The organism is Billgrantia kenyensis, assembly GCF_013697085.1.
GTDB lineage: Bacteria > Pseudomonadota > Gammaproteobacteria > Pseudomonadales > Halomonadaceae > Halomonas > Halomonas kenyensis.
The window spans coordinates 257,586-274,753 of the sequence record NZ_JACEFT010000001.1 but is presented as its reverse complement, the minus strand read 5'-3'; the positions used below and the strand labels follow the sequence as shown (position 1 = coordinate 274,753).

The 17,168-nt window shown below is 64.3% G+C and carries 14 protein-coding genes; 10 read left to right on the top strand and 4 right to left on the bottom strand.

Translation table 11 applies throughout. The annotated features are described in order from the left end of the window. Positions 1 to 135: 135 nt before the first annotated feature. Together H1D44_RS01155 and cysS are read left to right on the top strand one after the other, a co-directional pair. The gene (locus tag H1D44_RS01155) at positions 136 to 1,815 is read left to right on the top strand and encodes a glutamine--tRNA ligase/YqeY domain fusion protein (protein ID WP_181513010.1); all 1,680 of its coding nucleotides are present in this window, start codon (positions 136 to 138) and stop codon (positions 1,813 to 1,815) included. 1 nt (position 1,816) lies between these two features. Beyond that, a complete protein-coding gene (gene cysS / locus H1D44_RS01150; RefSeq protein WP_181513009.1) occupies positions 1,817 to 3,223 on the top strand; it encodes a cysteine--tRNA ligase in 1,407 nt (468 codons plus the stop codon). Positions 3,224 to 3,277: 54 nt separating this feature from the next. Here the strand turns inward: cysS and H1D44_RS01145 are convergent, their stop codons facing one another. Continuing rightward, positions 3,278 to 4,273, bottom strand: a complete 996-nt coding sequence (locus H1D44_RS01145; protein WP_238984343.1) for a DUF1853 family protein — start codon at positions 4,271 to 4,273, stop codon at positions 3,278 to 3,280. A gap of 90 nt (positions 4,274 to 4,363) precedes the next feature. On the opposite strand from H1D44_RS01145, the gene osmF reads away from it, so the two are divergent. The 8 genes from osmF (at position 4,364) to H1D44_RS01105 (ending at position 14,198) form a co-directional block, all read left to right on the top strand. After that, the gene (osmF, locus tag H1D44_RS01140) at positions 4,364 to 5,275 is read left to right on the top strand and encodes a glycine betaine ABC transporter substrate-binding protein OsmF (protein WP_181513008.1); all 912 of its coding nucleotides are present in this window, start codon (positions 4,364 to 4,366) and stop codon (positions 5,273 to 5,275) included. A 2-nt stretch (positions 5,276 to 5,277) separates the two neighbouring features. Further along, positions 5,278 to 6,444 (top strand): ABC transporter permease, encoded by a 1,167-nt coding sequence (locus H1D44_RS01135; RefSeq protein ID WP_181513007.1) that lies wholly within the window; start codon positions 5,278 to 5,280, stop codon positions 6,442 to 6,444. After that, positions 6,441 to 7,382 carry an ABC transporter ATP-binding protein gene (locus H1D44_RS01130; RefSeq protein ID WP_181513006.1) on the top strand — a complete coding sequence of 314 codons (942 nt, stop codon included), beginning with the start codon at positions 6,441 to 6,443 and terminating at the stop codon, positions 7,380 to 7,382. Before H1D44_RS01135 ends, H1D44_RS01130 begins: the two co-directional genes overlap by 4 nt. Positions 7,383 to 7,495: 113 nt before the next feature. Next, positions 7,496 to 8,161, top strand: a complete 666-nt coding sequence (locus H1D44_RS01125; RefSeq protein ID WP_181513271.1) for an ABC transporter permease subunit — start codon at positions 7,496 to 7,498, stop codon at positions 8,159 to 8,161. A gap of 253 nt (positions 8,162 to 8,414) precedes the next feature. Further along, the gene (locus H1D44_RS01120; RefSeq protein WP_181513005.1) at positions 8,415 to 9,641 is read left to right on the top strand and encodes a thiamine pyrophosphate-dependent dehydrogenase E1 component subunit alpha; all 1,227 of its coding nucleotides are present in this window, start codon (positions 8,415 to 8,417) and stop codon (positions 9,639 to 9,641) included. A gap of 1 nt (position 9,642) precedes the next feature. Beyond that, positions 9,643 to 10,620, top strand: a complete 978-nt coding sequence (locus tag H1D44_RS01115) for an alpha-ketoacid dehydrogenase subunit beta (RefSeq protein ID WP_181513004.1) — start codon at positions 9,643 to 9,645, stop codon at positions 10,618 to 10,620. A 28-nt stretch (positions 10,621 to 10,648) separates the two neighbouring features. Further along, positions 10,649 to 12,298 (top strand): dihydrolipoyllysine-residue acetyltransferase, encoded by a 1,650-nt coding sequence (locus tag H1D44_RS01110; RefSeq protein WP_181513003.1) that lies wholly within the window; start codon positions 10,649 to 10,651, stop codon positions 12,296 to 12,298. 58 nt (positions 12,299 to 12,356) lie between these two features. Further along, positions 12,357 to 14,198, top strand: coding sequence for a protein kinase domain-containing protein (locus H1D44_RS01105; RefSeq protein ID WP_181513002.1), 1,842 nt, complete (start codon positions 12,357 to 12,359; stop codon positions 14,196 to 14,198). Between the two features lie 18 nt (positions 14,199 to 14,216). Here the strand turns inward: H1D44_RS01105 and H1D44_RS01100 are convergent, their stop codons facing one another. The 3 genes from H1D44_RS01100 to H1D44_RS01090 all read right to left on the bottom strand — a co-directional run bounded on the left by H1D44_RS01100 (position 14,217) and on the right by H1D44_RS01090 (position 17,168). After that, on the bottom strand, positions 14,217 to 15,521 hold the full coding sequence (locus H1D44_RS01100) for a TRAP transporter large permease subunit (RefSeq protein WP_181513001.1): 1,305 nt from the start codon (positions 15,519 to 15,521) through the stop codon (positions 14,217 to 14,219). A 31-nt stretch (positions 15,522 to 15,552) separates the two neighbouring features. Then, on the bottom strand, positions 15,553 to 16,116 hold the full coding sequence (locus H1D44_RS01095) for a TRAP transporter small permease (protein ID WP_181513000.1): 564 nt from the start codon (positions 16,114 to 16,116) through the stop codon (positions 15,553 to 15,555). Between the two features lie 68 nt (positions 16,117 to 16,184). Further along, a complete protein-coding gene (locus tag H1D44_RS01090) occupies positions 16,185 to 17,168 on the bottom strand; it encodes a TRAP transporter substrate-binding protein (RefSeq protein ID WP_181512999.1) in 984 nt (327 codons plus the stop codon).

The window sequence follows — 17,168 nt, the reverse complement described above, 5'->3', positions numbered from 1 at the left end:
GGAGTGCGCGTCTTGGCGCCGTGCATGGGCGTGGCGTTATAATAGCGGTTTTGCATCGATGCGCGAAGCGCGTCGGGCCCATCGATATGCGACGCCCGCCAGACTCGCGACCAACCAGAGGCTTTTCGCTACAACATGACCACCGAAACCGCCAGTGCGCCGAATTTCATTCGCAACCAGATCCGCGACGAGATCGAGGCCGGCCGTGCCGACAAGGTCGTCACGCGATTCCCGCCGGAGCCCAATGGTTTTCTTCACGTGGGACACGCCAAGTCGATCTGTCTCAATTTCGGGCTGGCCGAGCAGTTTGGTGGAGATTGTCACCTGCGCTTCGACGATACCAACCCGGCCAAGGAGGAACAGGCCTACATCGATGCCATCAAGGAGGATGTCAGCTGGCTCGGCTTCGAGTGGGCGGGTGAGGTGCGCTACGCCTCGGACTACTTCGACCAGCTCTACGCCTGGGCGCAGCACCTGATTCGCGAGGGCAAGGCCTATGTCGACGACCTGTCGCCTGACGAGATTCGTGAGTACCGTGGAACACTGACCGAACCGGGGCGCCCCAGCCCCTGGCGTGATCGCAGCGCGGCGGAGAACCTCGATCTTCTCGAGCGCATGCGCGCCGGCGAGTTCAACGAAGGCGAGCGGGTAGTGCGGGCCAAGATCGACATGGCCTCGCCCAACATCAACCTGCGTGACCCGATCCTCTACCGTATCCGTCATGCCCAGCATCACCAGACCGGGGACAAGTGGAAGATCTACCCTTCCTATGACTTCACCCATGGCCAGTCGGATGCCATCGAGGGGGTGACTCACTCCATCTGCACGCTGGAGTTCGAGGATCACCGCCCACTCTACGAGTGGTTCCTGGAAAACCTGCCGGTGCCCGCACGCCCTCGCCAGATCGAGTTCGCCCGGCTCAACATGAACTACACCCTCACCTCCAAGCGCAAGCTCAAGCTGCTGGTTGACGAGGGCATCGTCGACGGCTGGGACGATCCCCGCATGCCGACGATCTCCGGCATGCGCCGTCGCGGCTATACTCCGGCCTCGATTCGCAAGTTCTGCGAGATGATCGGCGTGACCCGCGCCGACGGCGGCCTGGTCGATATCGCCATGCTCTATCACGCCATCCGCGCCGACCTCGAGGACAACGCCCCGCGGGCCATGTGTGTCCTCAAGCCGCTCAAGCTGGTACTGACCAACGTGCCCGAGGAGCACGAGGAAATCTATGAGGTGCCTGGTCATCCGGCTCGCGAGGACATGGCTGTGCGCCAGGTACCCTTCACCCGCGAGATCTTCATCGACCGGGACGACTTCATGGAGGAGCCGCCCAAGAAGTTCTTCCGCCTGGCACCGGGCAAGGAAGTGCGCCTGCGCAACTCCTACGTGATCCGCTGCGATGAAGTGGTCAAGGACGATGCCGGCGACATCCTCGAGCTGCGCTGCTCGGTGGATTTCGACACCCTCGGCAAGAATCCGGAGGGACGCAAGGTCAAGGGGGTGATCCACTGGGTCAGCGCCCCCCATGCGGTGCCCATGGAGGTGCGCCTGTACGACAATCTGTTCCTTGTCGAGCAGCCGGACAAGGACAAGGACGCCGATTTCCTCGAGCACCTGAACCCTGATTCACTGCAGGTCTGCCAGGCCATGGGCGAGCCCAGCCTGGTCGAGGCTGCCCCGGAGTCGCGTTTCCAGTTCGAGCGAGTGGGCTACTTCTGCGCCGACCGCCACGCCTGCCGCGACGGCAAGCTGGTTTTCAACCGCACCGTCGGACTCAAGGATAGCTGGGCGAAGATACAGAAGAAGGGCTGACATGCAGATCTACAACACATTGACGCGACGCAAGGAGCCGTTCACCCCCATCGAGCCGGGCAAGGTGAGCATGTATGTCTGCGGCATGACCGTCTATGACTTTTGCCACCTGGGCCACGCTCGGGTGATGGTGGCCTTCGACGTTGTGACTCGCTACCTGCGCTGGCGCGGCTACGACGTCACCTACGTCCGCAACATCACCGATATCGACGACAAGATCCTCAAGCGCGCCGACGAGAACGGCGAGAGCATCGCTTCGCTGACCGCGCGCATGATCGATGCCATGCACGAGGACGAGGCGCGACTGGGTGTGCTGCGTCCCGATCACGAGCCACGCGCTACCGGGCATGTGGCCGAGATCATCGCCATGGTCGAGACGCTGATCGACAAGGGCTATGCCTATCCGGCCGGCAACGGTGACGTCTACTACCGAGTGCGCAAGTTCGAGGGCTACGGCAAGCTCAACAATCGCAATCCCGACGAGATGCGTGCAGGGGCTCGGGTGGAAGTCGACGAGCACAAGGAGGACCCCCTCGACTTCGTGCTGTGGAAGGCCGCCAAGCCTGGAGAGGAGAGCTGGCCCTCGCCCTGGGGAGAGGGGCGCCCCGGCTGGCACATCGAGTGCTCCGCCATGTCGACCTGCTGCCTGGGCGATACCTTCGATATTCATGGCGGCGGCCCCGACCTGACCTTTCCGCACCACGAGAACGAGATCGCCCAGAGCGAGGCTGCCACCGGCAAGAATTACGTCAACACCTGGATGCATGCCGGGGCGGTAAGGGTCGATCAGGAGAAGATGTCCAAGTCGCTGGGTAACTTCTTCACCATCCGCGAAGTGCTCGAGAGCCATGACCCCGAGGTGGTGCGCTACCTGCTGGTGGCCAGCCACTACCGCAGCCCGATCAACTACGCGCCGGACTCCCTTGCCGAGGCACGCAAGTCGCTGGAGCGCTTCTACACTGCCCTGGAAGGCCTGGTGCAGAAGGACATCGAGCTTGCCGACACCGTGAGCGGAAGCCGCTTTGCCGAGCGCTTCACTGCCGCCATGGACGACGACTTCAATACCCCGGAGGCGCTCTCGGTGCTGTTCGAGCTGGCACGAGAATTGAATCGTGCCAGGAAGGAGGCACCTGAGCAGGCGCCGGCGCTGGCCACCGAGCTGCGTCGCCTGGGCGGCGTGCTGGGGCTGTTCAGCCAGGATCCGCAGGCCTTCCTCAAGGGGGGCATGGCGACGCTGCCGCTGTCCGAAAGAGAGATCGAGGCACGTATCGCCCGGCGCGCCGAGGCCAAGCAGGCCAAGGACTTCGCCACCGCCGATGCCATTCGCGACGAGCTTGCCGCGCTTGGCATCGTGCTCAAGGATTCCCGCGAGGGCACCCGTTGGGTCTTCGAGCCGCCCAAGCCATAGCGACTCCCCATGAGTTCACTGCGCCCGGCTTTGGCCGGGCGCAGTCGTCTCGATTCAGCCTGCAGAATCCGGCCGGGGCGGCAGCGGCACCTGCAGCGGCCAACTGTCGTCCACGATGAACAGCCGACGCCGGTGCATGCCATGGGCAGTGGCGCCGAGAAGGGCGATCTGGACGGGTGAGGCAGGGCGGGAAAAATGCTGCGCCAGACGACTTTCGACTTCCTGCAGGGGGCGGAAGGCCTCGTCCCGGGGCAGTGCCAGCCAGTGTGGCTTGACCAGCCAGGCCGCCCGGGTATGCGCCGTCAGGCCGTCACGCATACGCCGCCAGTCGCGCCAGTGCAGCCAGTGACCCCGCAGGTGCTCCCGGGCCGACTCGACAGGCGCGTGCATTGGCACATGCCAGGGGTAGAAGAGCACGCCGGGAATCGCCATCTGGCGCTGTATGGCGAAGTCGGGAGCCGGGCCCATGTCGCGGGGATGGGTATATTGCTGGATCGCATGGCGAGTTTCGGCCCGCTCGGTCAGACGGAGCTGGTGGCGGTTCAGGTGCTCGCGCTTGGTTGCCAGGCTGTCGGCACCGCCGGGGCCGATCCAGCGGGCCTGGCCATCTATCGGTCCCGGCCCCAAGGGTAATCCCAGGTAGAACTTGATCGCCACCTCGAGGTGCACCGGGCAGGGGTCGTCACGCCGCCGGTAGAGAATATCGAGTTCGCCCAGGGTACGCCTGCCGAAGTGGATTCGCAGGTTGCTCGCCAGCAGCCTGGTGCCCGGCGCGGTATCGAGCAAGAATTGCCACAGGCGTTCATGATAATGCCCCATGCGCCCATCGACGGTATTGCCGACCCGCCGCTCCAGTCCCTGAGGGTTGGCTTCCTGCTCGGTGAGGTAGCTTGCCAGGCGGGCATCGTCTTCAAGCCCCAGGCTCTCCCGCGAAGGACGTCCCGCCCATGCTGTCGTGATCAGGTCCGGGGCCATCACGATCCAGGCCAGGTCGCGAACCAGTGGGTGGTGACAATGGCTGAGCAAGGCGGCATCGTCCTGTGACATCATCGGGTTGAAGCTCCGCGTTGAGTGCGAGTCTGACAGTCAAACTGTACACGCCTTATACTTTACCGACATTCGCAACGGAGGGTGATCGACATGAGACGTTCCACGTCTGGCCTGGTAATGCTGGCTGCCGGCTCGCTGCTTCTCGCTACCGGTGCCAAGGCAGGGGCTCCGGTGACAGTATCCTCGAAGATCGATACGGAAGGTTCGGTGCTGGGGCAGTTGATCATCCAGCGACTGCAGCAGGGCGGCATCGAAACCGAGGATAGGCTGCAGCTGGGCGGCACCAGCATCGTGCGCCAAGCCCTGCAGAGTGGGGAAATCGACCTTTACCCTGAATATACCGGCAATGGCGCCTTCTTTTTCGACATGACCGACAGCGATGTCTGGCATGACGCCGAGCTTGCCTATGAAGAGGTCAAACAGCGGGATGCCGAAAATGGCTTGGTGTGGCTGACTCCAGCCCAGGCCAACAATACCTGGGCCATGAGCGTACGCGGTGACCTGGCCCGCGAGCACGGCCTCGCGTCACTCGAGGATCTGGCGAACTACCTGGATAATGGCGGTGAGTTCAAGTTTGCTGCCAGTGCAGAGTTCGTCGAGTCGAAGCAGGCCTTGCCTGCTTTCCAGGAAGCCTATGGTTTCGAATTGAGCAGCGACCAACTGCTGGTGCTCTCGGGCGGCAACACCGCCGCCACCATGCGCGCCGCCGCCCAGCAGACCAGCGGAGTCAACGCCGCTATGACCTACGGGACCGACGGCGGCCTCAATGCGCTGGATCTCGTGGTACTGGAAGACACGCTGGGCGTTCAGCCGGTCTACCAGCCGGCACCAGTGGTTCGACAGCAAGTCCTCGATGAGCATCCCGACATTGCCGAGCTGCTCGATCCGCTGTTCCGCTCGCTCGACCTCGAGACCCTGCAGGAGCTCAATGCCAAAGTTGCCGTGGACGGCCTCGATCCGCGCCAGGTCGCCGAGGAGTATCTATCCGAGCTGCAGGACTGAGCATGGGCGAGGGCAGGCAAGCGCCCAACTGGGTCCTTATCAGCCTGATGCTCGCTGCCGGCGCGGCGTGGCTCACGCTCGATGTCGTCAGCGTGGCACCCAACCGCATCGTGCCTGGCACGCCGCATGTCGCCTTGGGGATCCTGGGCGGTGTGCCGGCCATCCTGCTTGTCCTTCCCATGCTGGCCGTCACGCTGCTTGCCTGGCACCCCACCCGCAAGGGGCTGTGGCTATCGCTGGCCAGCGTGACGGGAGTGCTGACTCTGTTGCCACTGTGGCTGGCCGCGGCGACTGCCATGCTGGTCGATCCCGACTTGCCCCAGGCGCGCGTCGGCCTCGGCAGCGCCATTTGGGTATTGTTGTTCCTGCTGCTGCTCGCTCTGATAGAGCTGCGTACCCGGCTTGGACTCTCTCGCCCGATGGGCTGGTTGCTGCTGATACCCATGTTGCTGGCCTGGTGGCTGTCGCTGGTGCTGTGGCTCGAACCGTTGGCCCTGCAACGCGAGTACCAGGCGCGCAGCGATCAGTTTGCCGATGCGCTGCTGACACATCTTACCCTGGTCGGCGCCGCCGTGGGCGCCAGCCTGATACTCGCCTCGCTGCTGGCCCTGGCCATGCGACGACATCCCGGGGTACGCCGGATGGGATTCGCCGCACTCAATTTCCTCCAGACGATCCCCAGCCTGGCGCTGTTCGGCCTGCTGCTGGCACCGCTGGCCTGGCTGGCCTCGCGTTTCGAAGGATTGGCGTCCATCGGTGTCAGCGGCATCGGCTGGGCGCCGGCATTCCTTGCACTGCTCGGCTACAGCCTCCTGCCCATGGTGCGTAACATTCACGTGGCGCTGGAGGAGGTGGATCCCGCGGTGATCGAGTCGGCCCACGGCATGGGCATGAGCCGGCGGCAGGTATTCATTCAGGTGCGCCTGCCACTCGCCTTGCCGGTGGTGTTGGAAGGGGTGCGCATCACCACGGTACAGGCCATTGGCCTGACGGCGGTGGCGGCCCTCATCGGTGCCGGTGGGCTTGGCACCTTCATCTTCCAGGGCCTGGGTCAGGCAGCCATGGACATGGTCCTGCTCGGAGCCCTCCCGATCATTGCCCTGGCCCTGATGGCCGATGCCCTGATCGGCTTCCTGTCAGAACGCTTGCGCCCGGGAGGGCTTGAATGATCGAACTGTTCGACGTCACCAAGCGCTTCGGCCACGAGACCGCCGTCGACAGCATTTCACTGCGTGTCGAGAAGGGTGAGCTGTGCGCGCTGGTGGGCACCTCGGGCTGTGGCAAGTCGACCACCCTGCGCATGATCAACCGGCTGATCGAGCATGACGGCGGCGAGGTGCACCTGGATGGGCAGCCGGTGCGCTCGTTCGACGAGGTCGCACTGCGTCGACGAATCGGCTACGTCATCCAGAGCACCGGGCTGTTTCCCCACTGGACGGTGGCGCGCAATATCGGCCTGGTTCCGCGCCTGCTCAAATGGCCCAAGGCCAGGATTCGCCAGCGCGTCGAGGAACTCATGCAGTTGCTCGGTCTGCCGGTAACCGAATTTGCCGACAAGTACCCGCGCCAACTCTCCGGCGGCCAGGCGCAGCGAGTCGGCGTGGCGCGAGCGCTGGCCGCGGACCCTGATATTCTGCTGATGGATGAGCCGTTCGGTGCGCTGGATCCCATCACGCGCAAGACCCTCCAGCATGAAATGGGGGAAATCCAGGCGCGTCTGCACAAGACGATCGTCTTCGTCACTCATGATATGGATGAGGCTCTGGCCTTGGCCGATCGCCTGGTGGTGATGCATCAAGGCCGAATCGTGCAGCAGGGAAAGCCCATCGAGCTGTTGCACGATCCGGTGAATCCTTTTGTCGAGTCGTTGCTGGGGGGCATGGATCGCGGCCTGAAGGAGGCAGCGCTGATCCAGGTCAGCGAGCGAATGCTGCCGCTGGGGCCACGCCTGCTCGCCAGCGAGCGTATTGCCTATGGCGCAACACTCAGCCAGGCGCTGTCGGTCATGCTCTGGCACGGCGTCGACCGGCTCACGGTGGTCGACGAAGAGGACATTCCCATCGGTGAGCTGTCGCTACGCCGCCTGCTCGGAGCCAACGCAGCGTGAACCGCCCAGTGGGAGCAAGCGGCCTTGTCACGGGAGGCGGGTACTGGAGGGCCTGGCTATTGCCTGTCGTCTGGTTGAGTCTGCTGCTATTGCTGACGGTCGGCATCGAACAGATGGAGTGGCTCTTTCGGCTGCTCGAGCCGGATAAAAGGCAAGTGATCTATGCTCGTGCCAGCTTCTTCGCTCTGCTCATGCAGCACGTACTGGTGGTAGGCATCGCCTCGCTGTTGGCGGTCATTATCGGCGTCGGGGCAGCGATCGCCGTGACGCGTCCGGCGGGCAGGGACTTTCTGCCCCTGGTATCCCAGCTTGCCTCCATCGGTCAGACCTTTCCTCCCGTCGCCGTGCTGGCTCTGGCCGTGCCAGTACTCGGTTTCGGCACGCTACCGATCATCGTCGCGCTGCTGTTGTACGGACTGCTGCCCATCGTGCGCAATACCCTTGCAGGTATCGGAGGAATCGAGCCGGAGATGCGCGAGGCGGCACGCGCCATGGGCATTACGCCAGGGCAGATACTGCGCCAGGTCGAACTGCCGCTGGCCGCCCCCGTCATTCTCGCCGGCATCCGCACCTCGGTCACCATCAACATCGCTACGGCGGCATTGGGAGCCACGGTAGGGGCGAGCAACCTCGGGGATCCGATCATCTCGGGCATCGTCAACGGCAATACCGCCTATATCGTGCAGGGCGCCTTGCTCATTGGTCTGCTGGCCCTCACCGTGGACAGCGCCTTCGAGCGCCTTGTCAGACAGCGTCAGCTGACCCCGGCACACGGATGAGCGGTGCCGCTCTGTGGCGGCGGCGGAGCTTCATGGTTGGTTCAACTGGCCTACAGCATTTTGGTAGGTGTTCTTCCGCCTAGAACAAAGTTGCATAGCAAAAGAGGTGCGTTTAGATTCATCTTACGTTAACGTCAACCACTCCAGCGTTGGCGGACTGCTGGAGTCACCCGATGGCAGACAGCTACATTAGAGTCAACACTGCCCTCACGAGGGGCGGCTTTCCTCCTGCCACTACCCAAGGACCAGGAAGATGACAACAACACATGATGTCTACTCGCCGAGCTTCATGACCGGCGATGAATTCCACATACCCACCTTCCGGCTACTGCAGCAGGACGGCACCCTGCATGAGGGGGCCGCGGCGCCCGATCTCGACCAGCAGAAGGCGCTCAAGATCTACCAGGCCATGCTGATTACCCGGGTGCTCGACGAACGCATGATGGCGGCCCAGCGCCAGGGGCGGCTCTCCTTCTACATGCAGTGCACCGGTGAGGAAGCGGCGGTCATCGGCGCTACCGCGGCGCTGGACGATGCGGACATGATCATGGCTCAGTACCGCGAGCAGGGTGCGCTGGTCTACCGCGGTTTCAGCTACGACGAGTTCATGAACCAGCTGTTCGGCAACGAACTCGACTACGGCAAGGGACGGCAGATGCCGATCCACTATGGCTCGCGCAAGTTGCACTACATGACTATCTCCTCGCCGCTGGCCACGCAGATTCCCCAGGCCACCGGTTACGCCTATGGCCAGAAACTGGCGGGCGAAGGGCACTGCACCATCACCTTCTTCGGCGAGGGGGCGGCCTCGGAAGGGGATTTTCACGCCGCCCTCAACATGGCCTCGGTGCACAAGGTGCCGGTCATCTTCTTCTGCCGCAACAACGGCTACGCCATCTCCACCCCGGCCAGCGAGCAGTTCGCTGCCGACGGCATCGCACCGCGGGCATTCGGCTATCGCATGCACGTGATCCGCGTCGACGGCAACGACGTGCTGGCCGTCTATCAGGCGACACAGGAAGCGCGAAGGATGGCCGTGGAGCAGAACCAGCCGGTATTGATCGAGGCCATGACCTATCGACTTGCCGCTCACTCCTCGTCCGACGACCCCTCCGGCTACCGTTCCCGCAAGGAGGAGGAGGCCTGGCGCGAGAAGGATCCGCTGCTGCGCATGCAGCGCTGGCTCTACGACCTCGGCTGGTGGAGCGAGGAGGAAGAGAAGAGCTGGCAGGAGAGCCTGCGTCGCGAAGTGCTGGAAACCATGAAGCGGGCAGAAAAACGGCCGCCACCTCCGCTGGAGAGCCTGGTCACGGATGTCTATGCCGACGTGACGCCGGCGCTGCAGCGTCAGCTCGATGCCCTCAAGACGCATATCCGCAAGCACCCCGATGCCTACCCGAAAGGGGCGCAATCCCTCGATCCCGATGTCAAGGCGGCGGGAAGCGAACTACCGTCCGGCGACGAGCAGGGAGGAGCCTGAGATGCCCAAGATGAACATGCTCCAGGCGATCAACAATGCACTGGACATCGCCATGGCCGAAGACGACAAGGTGCTCTGCTTTGGCGAGGACGTGGGAGTGTTCGGTGGCGTCTTCCGTGCCACCAGCCACCTGCAGGAAAAATACGGCCGTGACCGCTGCTTCAATACGCCCCTGGTGGAGCAGGGCATCATCGGCTTTGCCAACGGCCTGGCCGCACAGGGCTCGGTTCCCGTGGCCGAGATCCAGTTTGCCGACTACATCTTTCCGGCCTTCGACCAGATCGTCAACGAAACGGCCAAGTTCCGCTATCGCTCCGGTGACCTGTTCAACGTCGGCGGCCTGACCATCCGCACCCCCTACGGCGGCGGCATCTCCGGCGGTCTCTATCACTCGCAGTCTCCCGAGGCGTACTTCGCTCACACGCCGGGCTTGAAGATCGCCGTCCCGCGCAACCCCTACCAGGCCAAGGGCCTGCTACTGGCGGCGATTCGCGACCCTGACCCGGTGATCTTCTTCGAGCCCAAGCGACTCTACCGCGCTTCAGTCGGCGAGGTGCCCGAGGAGGATTACCAGCTGCCCATTGGCGAAGCCGAGGTCACCAAGGAGGGCAGTGACATCACCTTGCTGGGCTGGGGCGCCCAGATGGAAGTGATCGACCGCGCGGTGGAGCTGGCCGAGAAGGCCGGCATTTCCTGCGAGGTGATCGACCTTCGCACCATCCTGCCGTGGGACGAAGACACCGTGGTCGAGTCGGTGCTCAAGACCGGTCGCCTGGTGATCACCCACGAGGCGCCGCGCACCGGCGGGTTCGCCGGCGAAATCGCCGCCACCGTCCAGGAGCGCTGCTTCCTGTACCTGGAGTCGCCCATCGAGCGGGTGACCGGCCTGGATACCCCTTTCCCGCTGACGCTGGAGAAGGAGTACCTGCCCGATCACCTCAAGATCTTCGAAGCGATCAAGGCATCCATGGCGTACTGACGCCCCGGTATCAGGACAGGAGATAACGATGAGCGATTTCATGCTGCCCGATATCGGCGAAGGTATCGTGGAGTGCGAAGTGGTCGAGTGGCGGGTCAGTGAAGGCGACGAGATCGCCGAGGATCAGCCGGTGGTCGAGGTGATGACTGACAAGGCACTGGTCGAGATCACGGCCCCCGAGGCGGGGCGCGTGACCCGCCTGTATGTGGCCAAGGGCGATATTGCCAAGGTCCATGCACCGCTGTTCGCCTACGAGGCGACTGGCGAAGTGGGCCTGGAGACAGCCCCCCGGCCCGCTGCACGGGAACAGGACGAAGTGGCCAGTCCGGCAGCGGAGGCGCCCGCACCTTCGACGCAGGTAGATGTCGCGCCCTCTGTCGGAGCCGGCGCAGCGAGCAGAGATTTCATCCTGCCGGACATTGGCGAGGGCATCGTCGAGTGTGAGGTGGTCGAGTGGCGAGTGGCGGAAGGCGAAGCCATCGAGGAGGACCAGCCGCTGGTCGATGTGATGACCGACAAGGCACTGGTCGAGATCACCGCGCCCGAGGCGGGCACGGTAAGCAAGCTGTACGTGCCCAAGGGTGAGATCGCCAAGGTACATGCGCCGCTGTTCGCCTATGTCCCGGCCGATGGCGATCAGGGCCAGTCTAGGCACGCCGAGCCCGAGCGACCACAGCCCCCAAGCCAGGAGAGCGACCCTGTGGCCGGCTCGGCGGCTAGCGTTGCGTCGACTGCCGGCGGTGGGCGGGGGCCCTACGGCCGCATACCGGCGAGTCCGGCGGTGCGTCGCCTGGTCCGCGAGCATGGGCTTGTACTCGAGGCCATTGCCGGCTCGGGCAAGGACGGTCGTGTACTCAAGGGGGATGTGCTTCGCCACCTCGAGCGAGGGGAGGCAACAGAAGCACAGCAGACGCCACCTGCCGCCACGGGCAAGGCCACTGCGACGAGTGCGGTGCCGCTGCAGGCCGAGGGTGAGGTTCGTGTCGAGCCGATTCGCGGAGTACGCGCGGTCATGGCGCGGCGCATGGTCGAGTCGGCCAGCACCATCCCGCACTTCCAGTATGGAGAGGAGATCGACGTCACCGAACTGCTGGGCCTGCGCGAGCGGCTCAAGCCGGTCGCCGAGACGCGGCAGGTGCGCCTGACGCTGATGCCGTTCTTCATGAAGGCGCTGGCACTGGCAGTGCGTGAGGAGCCGATTCTCAACGCTCGGCTCAATGAAGATGTCAGCGAGATTCACTACCTGCCGTCGGTGAATGTCGGCATGGCGGTGGACAGCCAGTCAGGGCTGATCGTGCCCAACGTCAAGCGGGTGGAGCAGCGCAGCGTGCTGGACGTGGCGCGCGAGATCCAGCGCCTGACGGCCGATGCCCGGGAAGGTCGAGTGGCGCAGGCGGACCTCAAGGGAGGCACCATCAGCATCTCCAATATCGGTGCCCTCGGCGGCACCTATGCGGCGCCCATCATCAATGCGCCGGAGTTGGCCATCGTCGCGATCGGCAAGAGCCAGTGGCTGCCGCGCTTCGACGCCCAGGGCGAGGTGACCCGGCGGGCGATCATGACGGTGACCTGGGCGGGCGACCACCGGGTGATCGATGGCGGCTCCATCGCACGCTTCTGCAACGCCTGGAAGGGCTACCTCGAGAGCCCGGAAACCATGCTCCTGCACCTCGGCTAGTCCACAGCCGTCCGGGCGAGCATGCCCGCGACGGCTCCCTTTCGATGGGCGATTCGACATGTCCCAGGCGCCACTTCAGCAGTTCTACATCCCGGAAGAGCAGTCGATCTACCTGCTCAGCCACGACGATGCGCGTAAGCTCAAGGCGTGGGTGGCGTTGTGCCAGGCCCAGCTCGAGCAGCTGGGCTACCGGGACATCGAGCTGATCGGCAAGGGCGCCTACGGCTTCGTGTTTGCCGGGATCACTGCCCTGGCCGAGGAGTACGTCTTCAAGTTCACCCGGGTCAACCTGCCCCAGCAGCTGCAGGACCGCCTCGAGGAGGAGGCGTTCATGCTCGAGCAGGTCGTGCATCCCCGCGTGCCACGCCTGATCGCCTTCCAGCGCGTGCGCAACCAGTCGATTCTGGTCATGCAGCGGGCCCCCGGAATCAACCTGGAGGAGGTCTCGCTGCGCGAAGGACGGCTGTCACCGCGCCTCGTCGTGCGTATCGCCGCGCAGCTTGCCGACATTTTGCGCAGCCTGCGTCGCGAATCGGGACCGGCAGGGCGGCCCATCGTGCACGGGGACGTCAAGCCATCCAACCTGGTTTTCGACGCCGGTCGCGAGGAGGTCGCGCTGATCGACTGGGGCTCGTCGGTGTTTGCCCAGCTCGACGCCAACCAGCAGTTCGTGGCGGCCAACGTGATGGAGCTGATGTCCGAGAACCTGCAGCAGACCAATGCCCGTCTCGGCGACGTCTACTTCATCGGCGAGGAGCAGTTGAACGGTGCGCTCTCCTCGCCGCGCTTCGATGAACAGGGTGCCGCCGGCACTCTCTATGCCCTGGCCTCGGCGCAGTCCTGCCGCTTCGGTCATCGCGCCATCCCCGCTACCTCCCTCGGCTTGCCCATGGAGTTCGCGCGGATGCTCGACGGCATGCTCGACCCCGATCCCAGGGTCCGGCTGAGAGCAGGGGATCACTTCATCAACGAGATGCCGCGCCTGGCCCGGGTGGTCATGGTCGACCTGCCGGAGGCGGCGGAAGCGCCGATGGTGCCCACCTGGGTCAGGCCCTCGACCCGGGAGATCGATACCGTGGTCTACAGCTCGCGCAAGGCCTTCCTGCGCGAGGAGGGCGGTCGCGAGACCCTCAACGACGTCAACGACGTGCAGCTCGACCGCTACTACAAGAACTTCATGCAGGGCATGGGCGAGACCGAAAAAGCCTTCCTGGCTGCCGTCAGTCGTCTGGGCAAGTATCCGGTGGTGGGCGGGCTGGCGGTGCGTTGGGAGACCGACGGCGTCTATATCGATACCTCCCTCAACCTGCACGACGCCTTGCTCAAGCCGGCCTTCGTCGCCGCGGTCAACAATATGGTCAACCTGGCCCGGGCCATCTATCGCCAGGGCATTTTCAAGAGCTGCCTGTTCAACGCCCGCGACACCCTGCACCTGGACCGGGCGGGACCGATGCACCCGTTCGTCCTCGAACCCGGCATGCGCCTGCGCTATGAGGTCAGCGCGGTCCCCGAACTCGAGGACCGCACCCGCCTGCACAGCTACTTCGAGGATGGTCCCGATCCCGAGGAGTTCCTGGTGCTGCCGGACTCGATCATCGCCTCGCTGGAGGCGCTCAACGACATTCACCACACCGGGATGATCATCTTCGAGGCGCTGCCCCAGCACCTCAAGATCCACAGCTACTACCGGCTGCTCGATCCCTCGCGGGAGACGGAGTTTCGCGACCGGCTCGACGACATCCTCGCCGCCGTCGGCCTGATCGAAGGGCTCGGCGTGTCGGGCTTCATGAAGATGCCCTACAAGGACACGCGCTTCTTTGCCCACGTCGAGCGCCTGCCGGAGCGCTACTACCCGCGCAATCCCCGCGAAGAGCGCGACGAAGGCGGCGCCCGGGCCTAGGGCCGGGCGCCGCTGGGGTCAGCGCGACATGCTCTGCGGCAGGTGCAGGGCAATCTCGGGGAACAGGTGCATCAGCACGATGGCCAGCATCATCAGCAGGAAGAACGGCAGCGTGGCCTTGGTGATGGTCAGGATGTCCTTGCCGGTCAGCCCCTGGATCACGAACAGGTTGAAGCCCACTGGCGGCGTGATCTGCGACATCTCCACCACGATGACCAGGTAAATGCCGAACCAGATCAGGTCGAAGCCGGCGGCGCTGACCAGCGGCATGATGATGGCAGTCACCAGCAGGATCAGCGAGATTCCGTCGAGGAAACACCCCATCACCAGCAGCAGCAGCGTGAGGGCGACCAGCAGCATGGTGGGGGACAGGCCCATTTCGCCGATGGTGCGAGCCAGCTGCATCGGCACCTGGGTGAAGCCCATGGCCGAGGTCAGGAACGAGGCACCGGCAATGATGAAGGCGATCATGCAGGCGGTACGAATGGCGGCGAACAGCGAGTCGCTGAAGATCGTAAGATCGAAATTGCCGTTCCAGCGGGCGATCAGCATCGACAGCACCACGCCGACGGCAGCGGCTTCGGTGGGCGAGGCAAGGCCACCGTAGATCGACACGATGATGCCGCCGATGAGCAGCAGGATGGGCAGCAGTTCGAGGGTCTGTCGCAGCTTCTGGCCCAGCGACATGGACGACTCGTCGGTACCGGTGAGGCCGCGACGATTGCCGCTCACCAGCGACCAGATGATGAGGTAGGTCATGAACAGGGCGAGGATCATCAGGCCCGGGCCGATACCGGCCATGAACAGCCGCGAGATGGACTGCTCGGTGACCACGCCATAGACGATCAGCACGATGGAGGGCGGAATCAGCAGCCCCAGGGTCGAGGCGCTGGCCAGGGTCCCGATGGCCATGTTGCTGTCGTAGCCGCGACGTTCCAGCTCCGGCAGGGTCATCTTGCCTACCGTGGCACAGGTGGCCGCAGAAGAGCCGCACACCGCGGCGAACATGCCGCTGCCGATGATGTTGGTATGCAGCAGCCGACCCGGCATGCGGTTGAGCCAGGGTGAGAGGCCGCGGAACATGTTGTCGGCGAGCCCCGAGCGGAACAGGATCTCACCCATCCAGATGAACATCGGCAGCGCGGTCAGGTCCCAGCCGTAGCTGGCACCCCAGAAGTCGGAGGCCAGGATCGGGCCCGGCGAGAAGGGGCTGAAGAACGCCAGGGCAACCCAGGCGGTGCCGATCAGGGCGAAGGCGATCCACACGCCGCTGCCCAACAGTACGGCAAGAGTGAAGATGGTGGCCAGGCTGAGTATCAGCACGTGAGCAGTCTCCGTTCGATGGGATCTGGCTTCAGCGAATCTCGCTGTCGTCGGTTCGGGTCGCCTCGCGGAAACGCTCGGGCTCGCGGATGGCAATGCGCAGGGACATCACCAGAGCTTCGGCCAGCGCCAGGCAGAGCAGCGAGACGCCGGTGGCGAGTACGGTCTGGGGGATCCACAGCGGAATCGAGAGGAACCCGGAGGAGACGTCGTTGAATGCCCTGCTCTCACGAGCGAGTTCCACCAGTCCGTAGCCCAGCAGCAGACTGATGGCAAGGGCCACCAGGAGACAGAACACTTCGAACCAGGCGCGAATGGCGGAGGGCAGCCGCGAGATCAGCAGCGTCACCCGGATATGGGAGTGATGCACGAAGGTGTAGGCAAGGCCCAGGAAGGTGGCCCCGACCAGCAGGTAGGCGGCAATCTCCGATACGCCGGTGATACCGAGACCGAGTCGGCGCATGCCGACCAGCACCAGCAGAGCATCGAGAAGGCGGAATGAGACCTGAAGTGCGATCAGCGTGCAGATGGTCACCATGCAGGCGGCCGCGCCCCAGGCACCCAGGCGATAAAGGGCATTGAACTTGAAAGTCATGACACCGGCCTCGAGGGGAGCGTGAGAAGGGCGTGGCGGTCAGCCGCCACGCCGCCTTGCTTGCAGGCTCAGTCTTCCCGCTGCTGCTGGTACTCATCGAGGACCTGTCGGGCCTGCTCGCCCGCACGATCCTCCCAGGCAGCAAACAGCTGATCGCCAGCCGACTGCAGCACAGCTGCCACGGCCTCATTGGGAGTGGAGACGGTGATGCCGTTTTCCTGCAGCGCTTCGAGGCTCGCCTCGTTGTCGTCGCGGCTCATCTGCCAGCCGCGCTCCTCGGCCCGTGCGGCTGCCTCCAGCACCGCCTCCTGGGTGGCTTCATCCAGGCGGTCGAAAGCCTGCTGGTTGATGAAGACGATGTTCTTCGGCAGCCACAGGTTGGCATCGGTGTAGTGGGAAACGTAGTCCCAGGCGGTCATCGAGTTCCCGGTGGAGCTCGAGGTGATCATGGCGTCCACCCGGCCGGTGCTGAATGCGGTGGGAATGTCGGATTCCTCGGTCTCAGTGGGGTTGCCGCCCAGGTAGTCGACGAAGCGCTGGGTGTTGATGTTGGGCGCGCGCACCCGTAGTCCTTCGAACTGTTCCGGATCGTTCAGCTCGAAGTCGGTGTAGATGCCTTGTGCCGGCCAGGCCACTGCGTAGAGCGGCATCATGCCCTGGTTGGCAAACAGCTCGGTAATGACCGGCTTGGTCGTCTGCCACAGGTCGAAGGCCTCCTCGTAGCTACCGGCCACCCCGGGCAGGGTGTCGACTTCGAAGATCGGATCCTCGTTTGAGAGAGTGGAGAGGAAGACCTCGCCGGCCTCGATGGTGCCGCGGCGCACTGAGGGCTTGATCTCGCCGTGGGCGACCAGCGAGCCGCCGCTGTGCACGTTGATGGTCAGCTCGCCATCGGTCGCCTCGGCAACGTCCTCGGCGAACTGCTTGACGTTCTTGGTATGGAAGCTGGCATCGCCGTAAGGAGTCGCCATGGTCCACTCGGCGGCGCTGGCAGCTACGGGAAGGCTGCAGGCTGTAGCCAGCAGCAGGGTGCGGGACACGTTCTTGTTCAT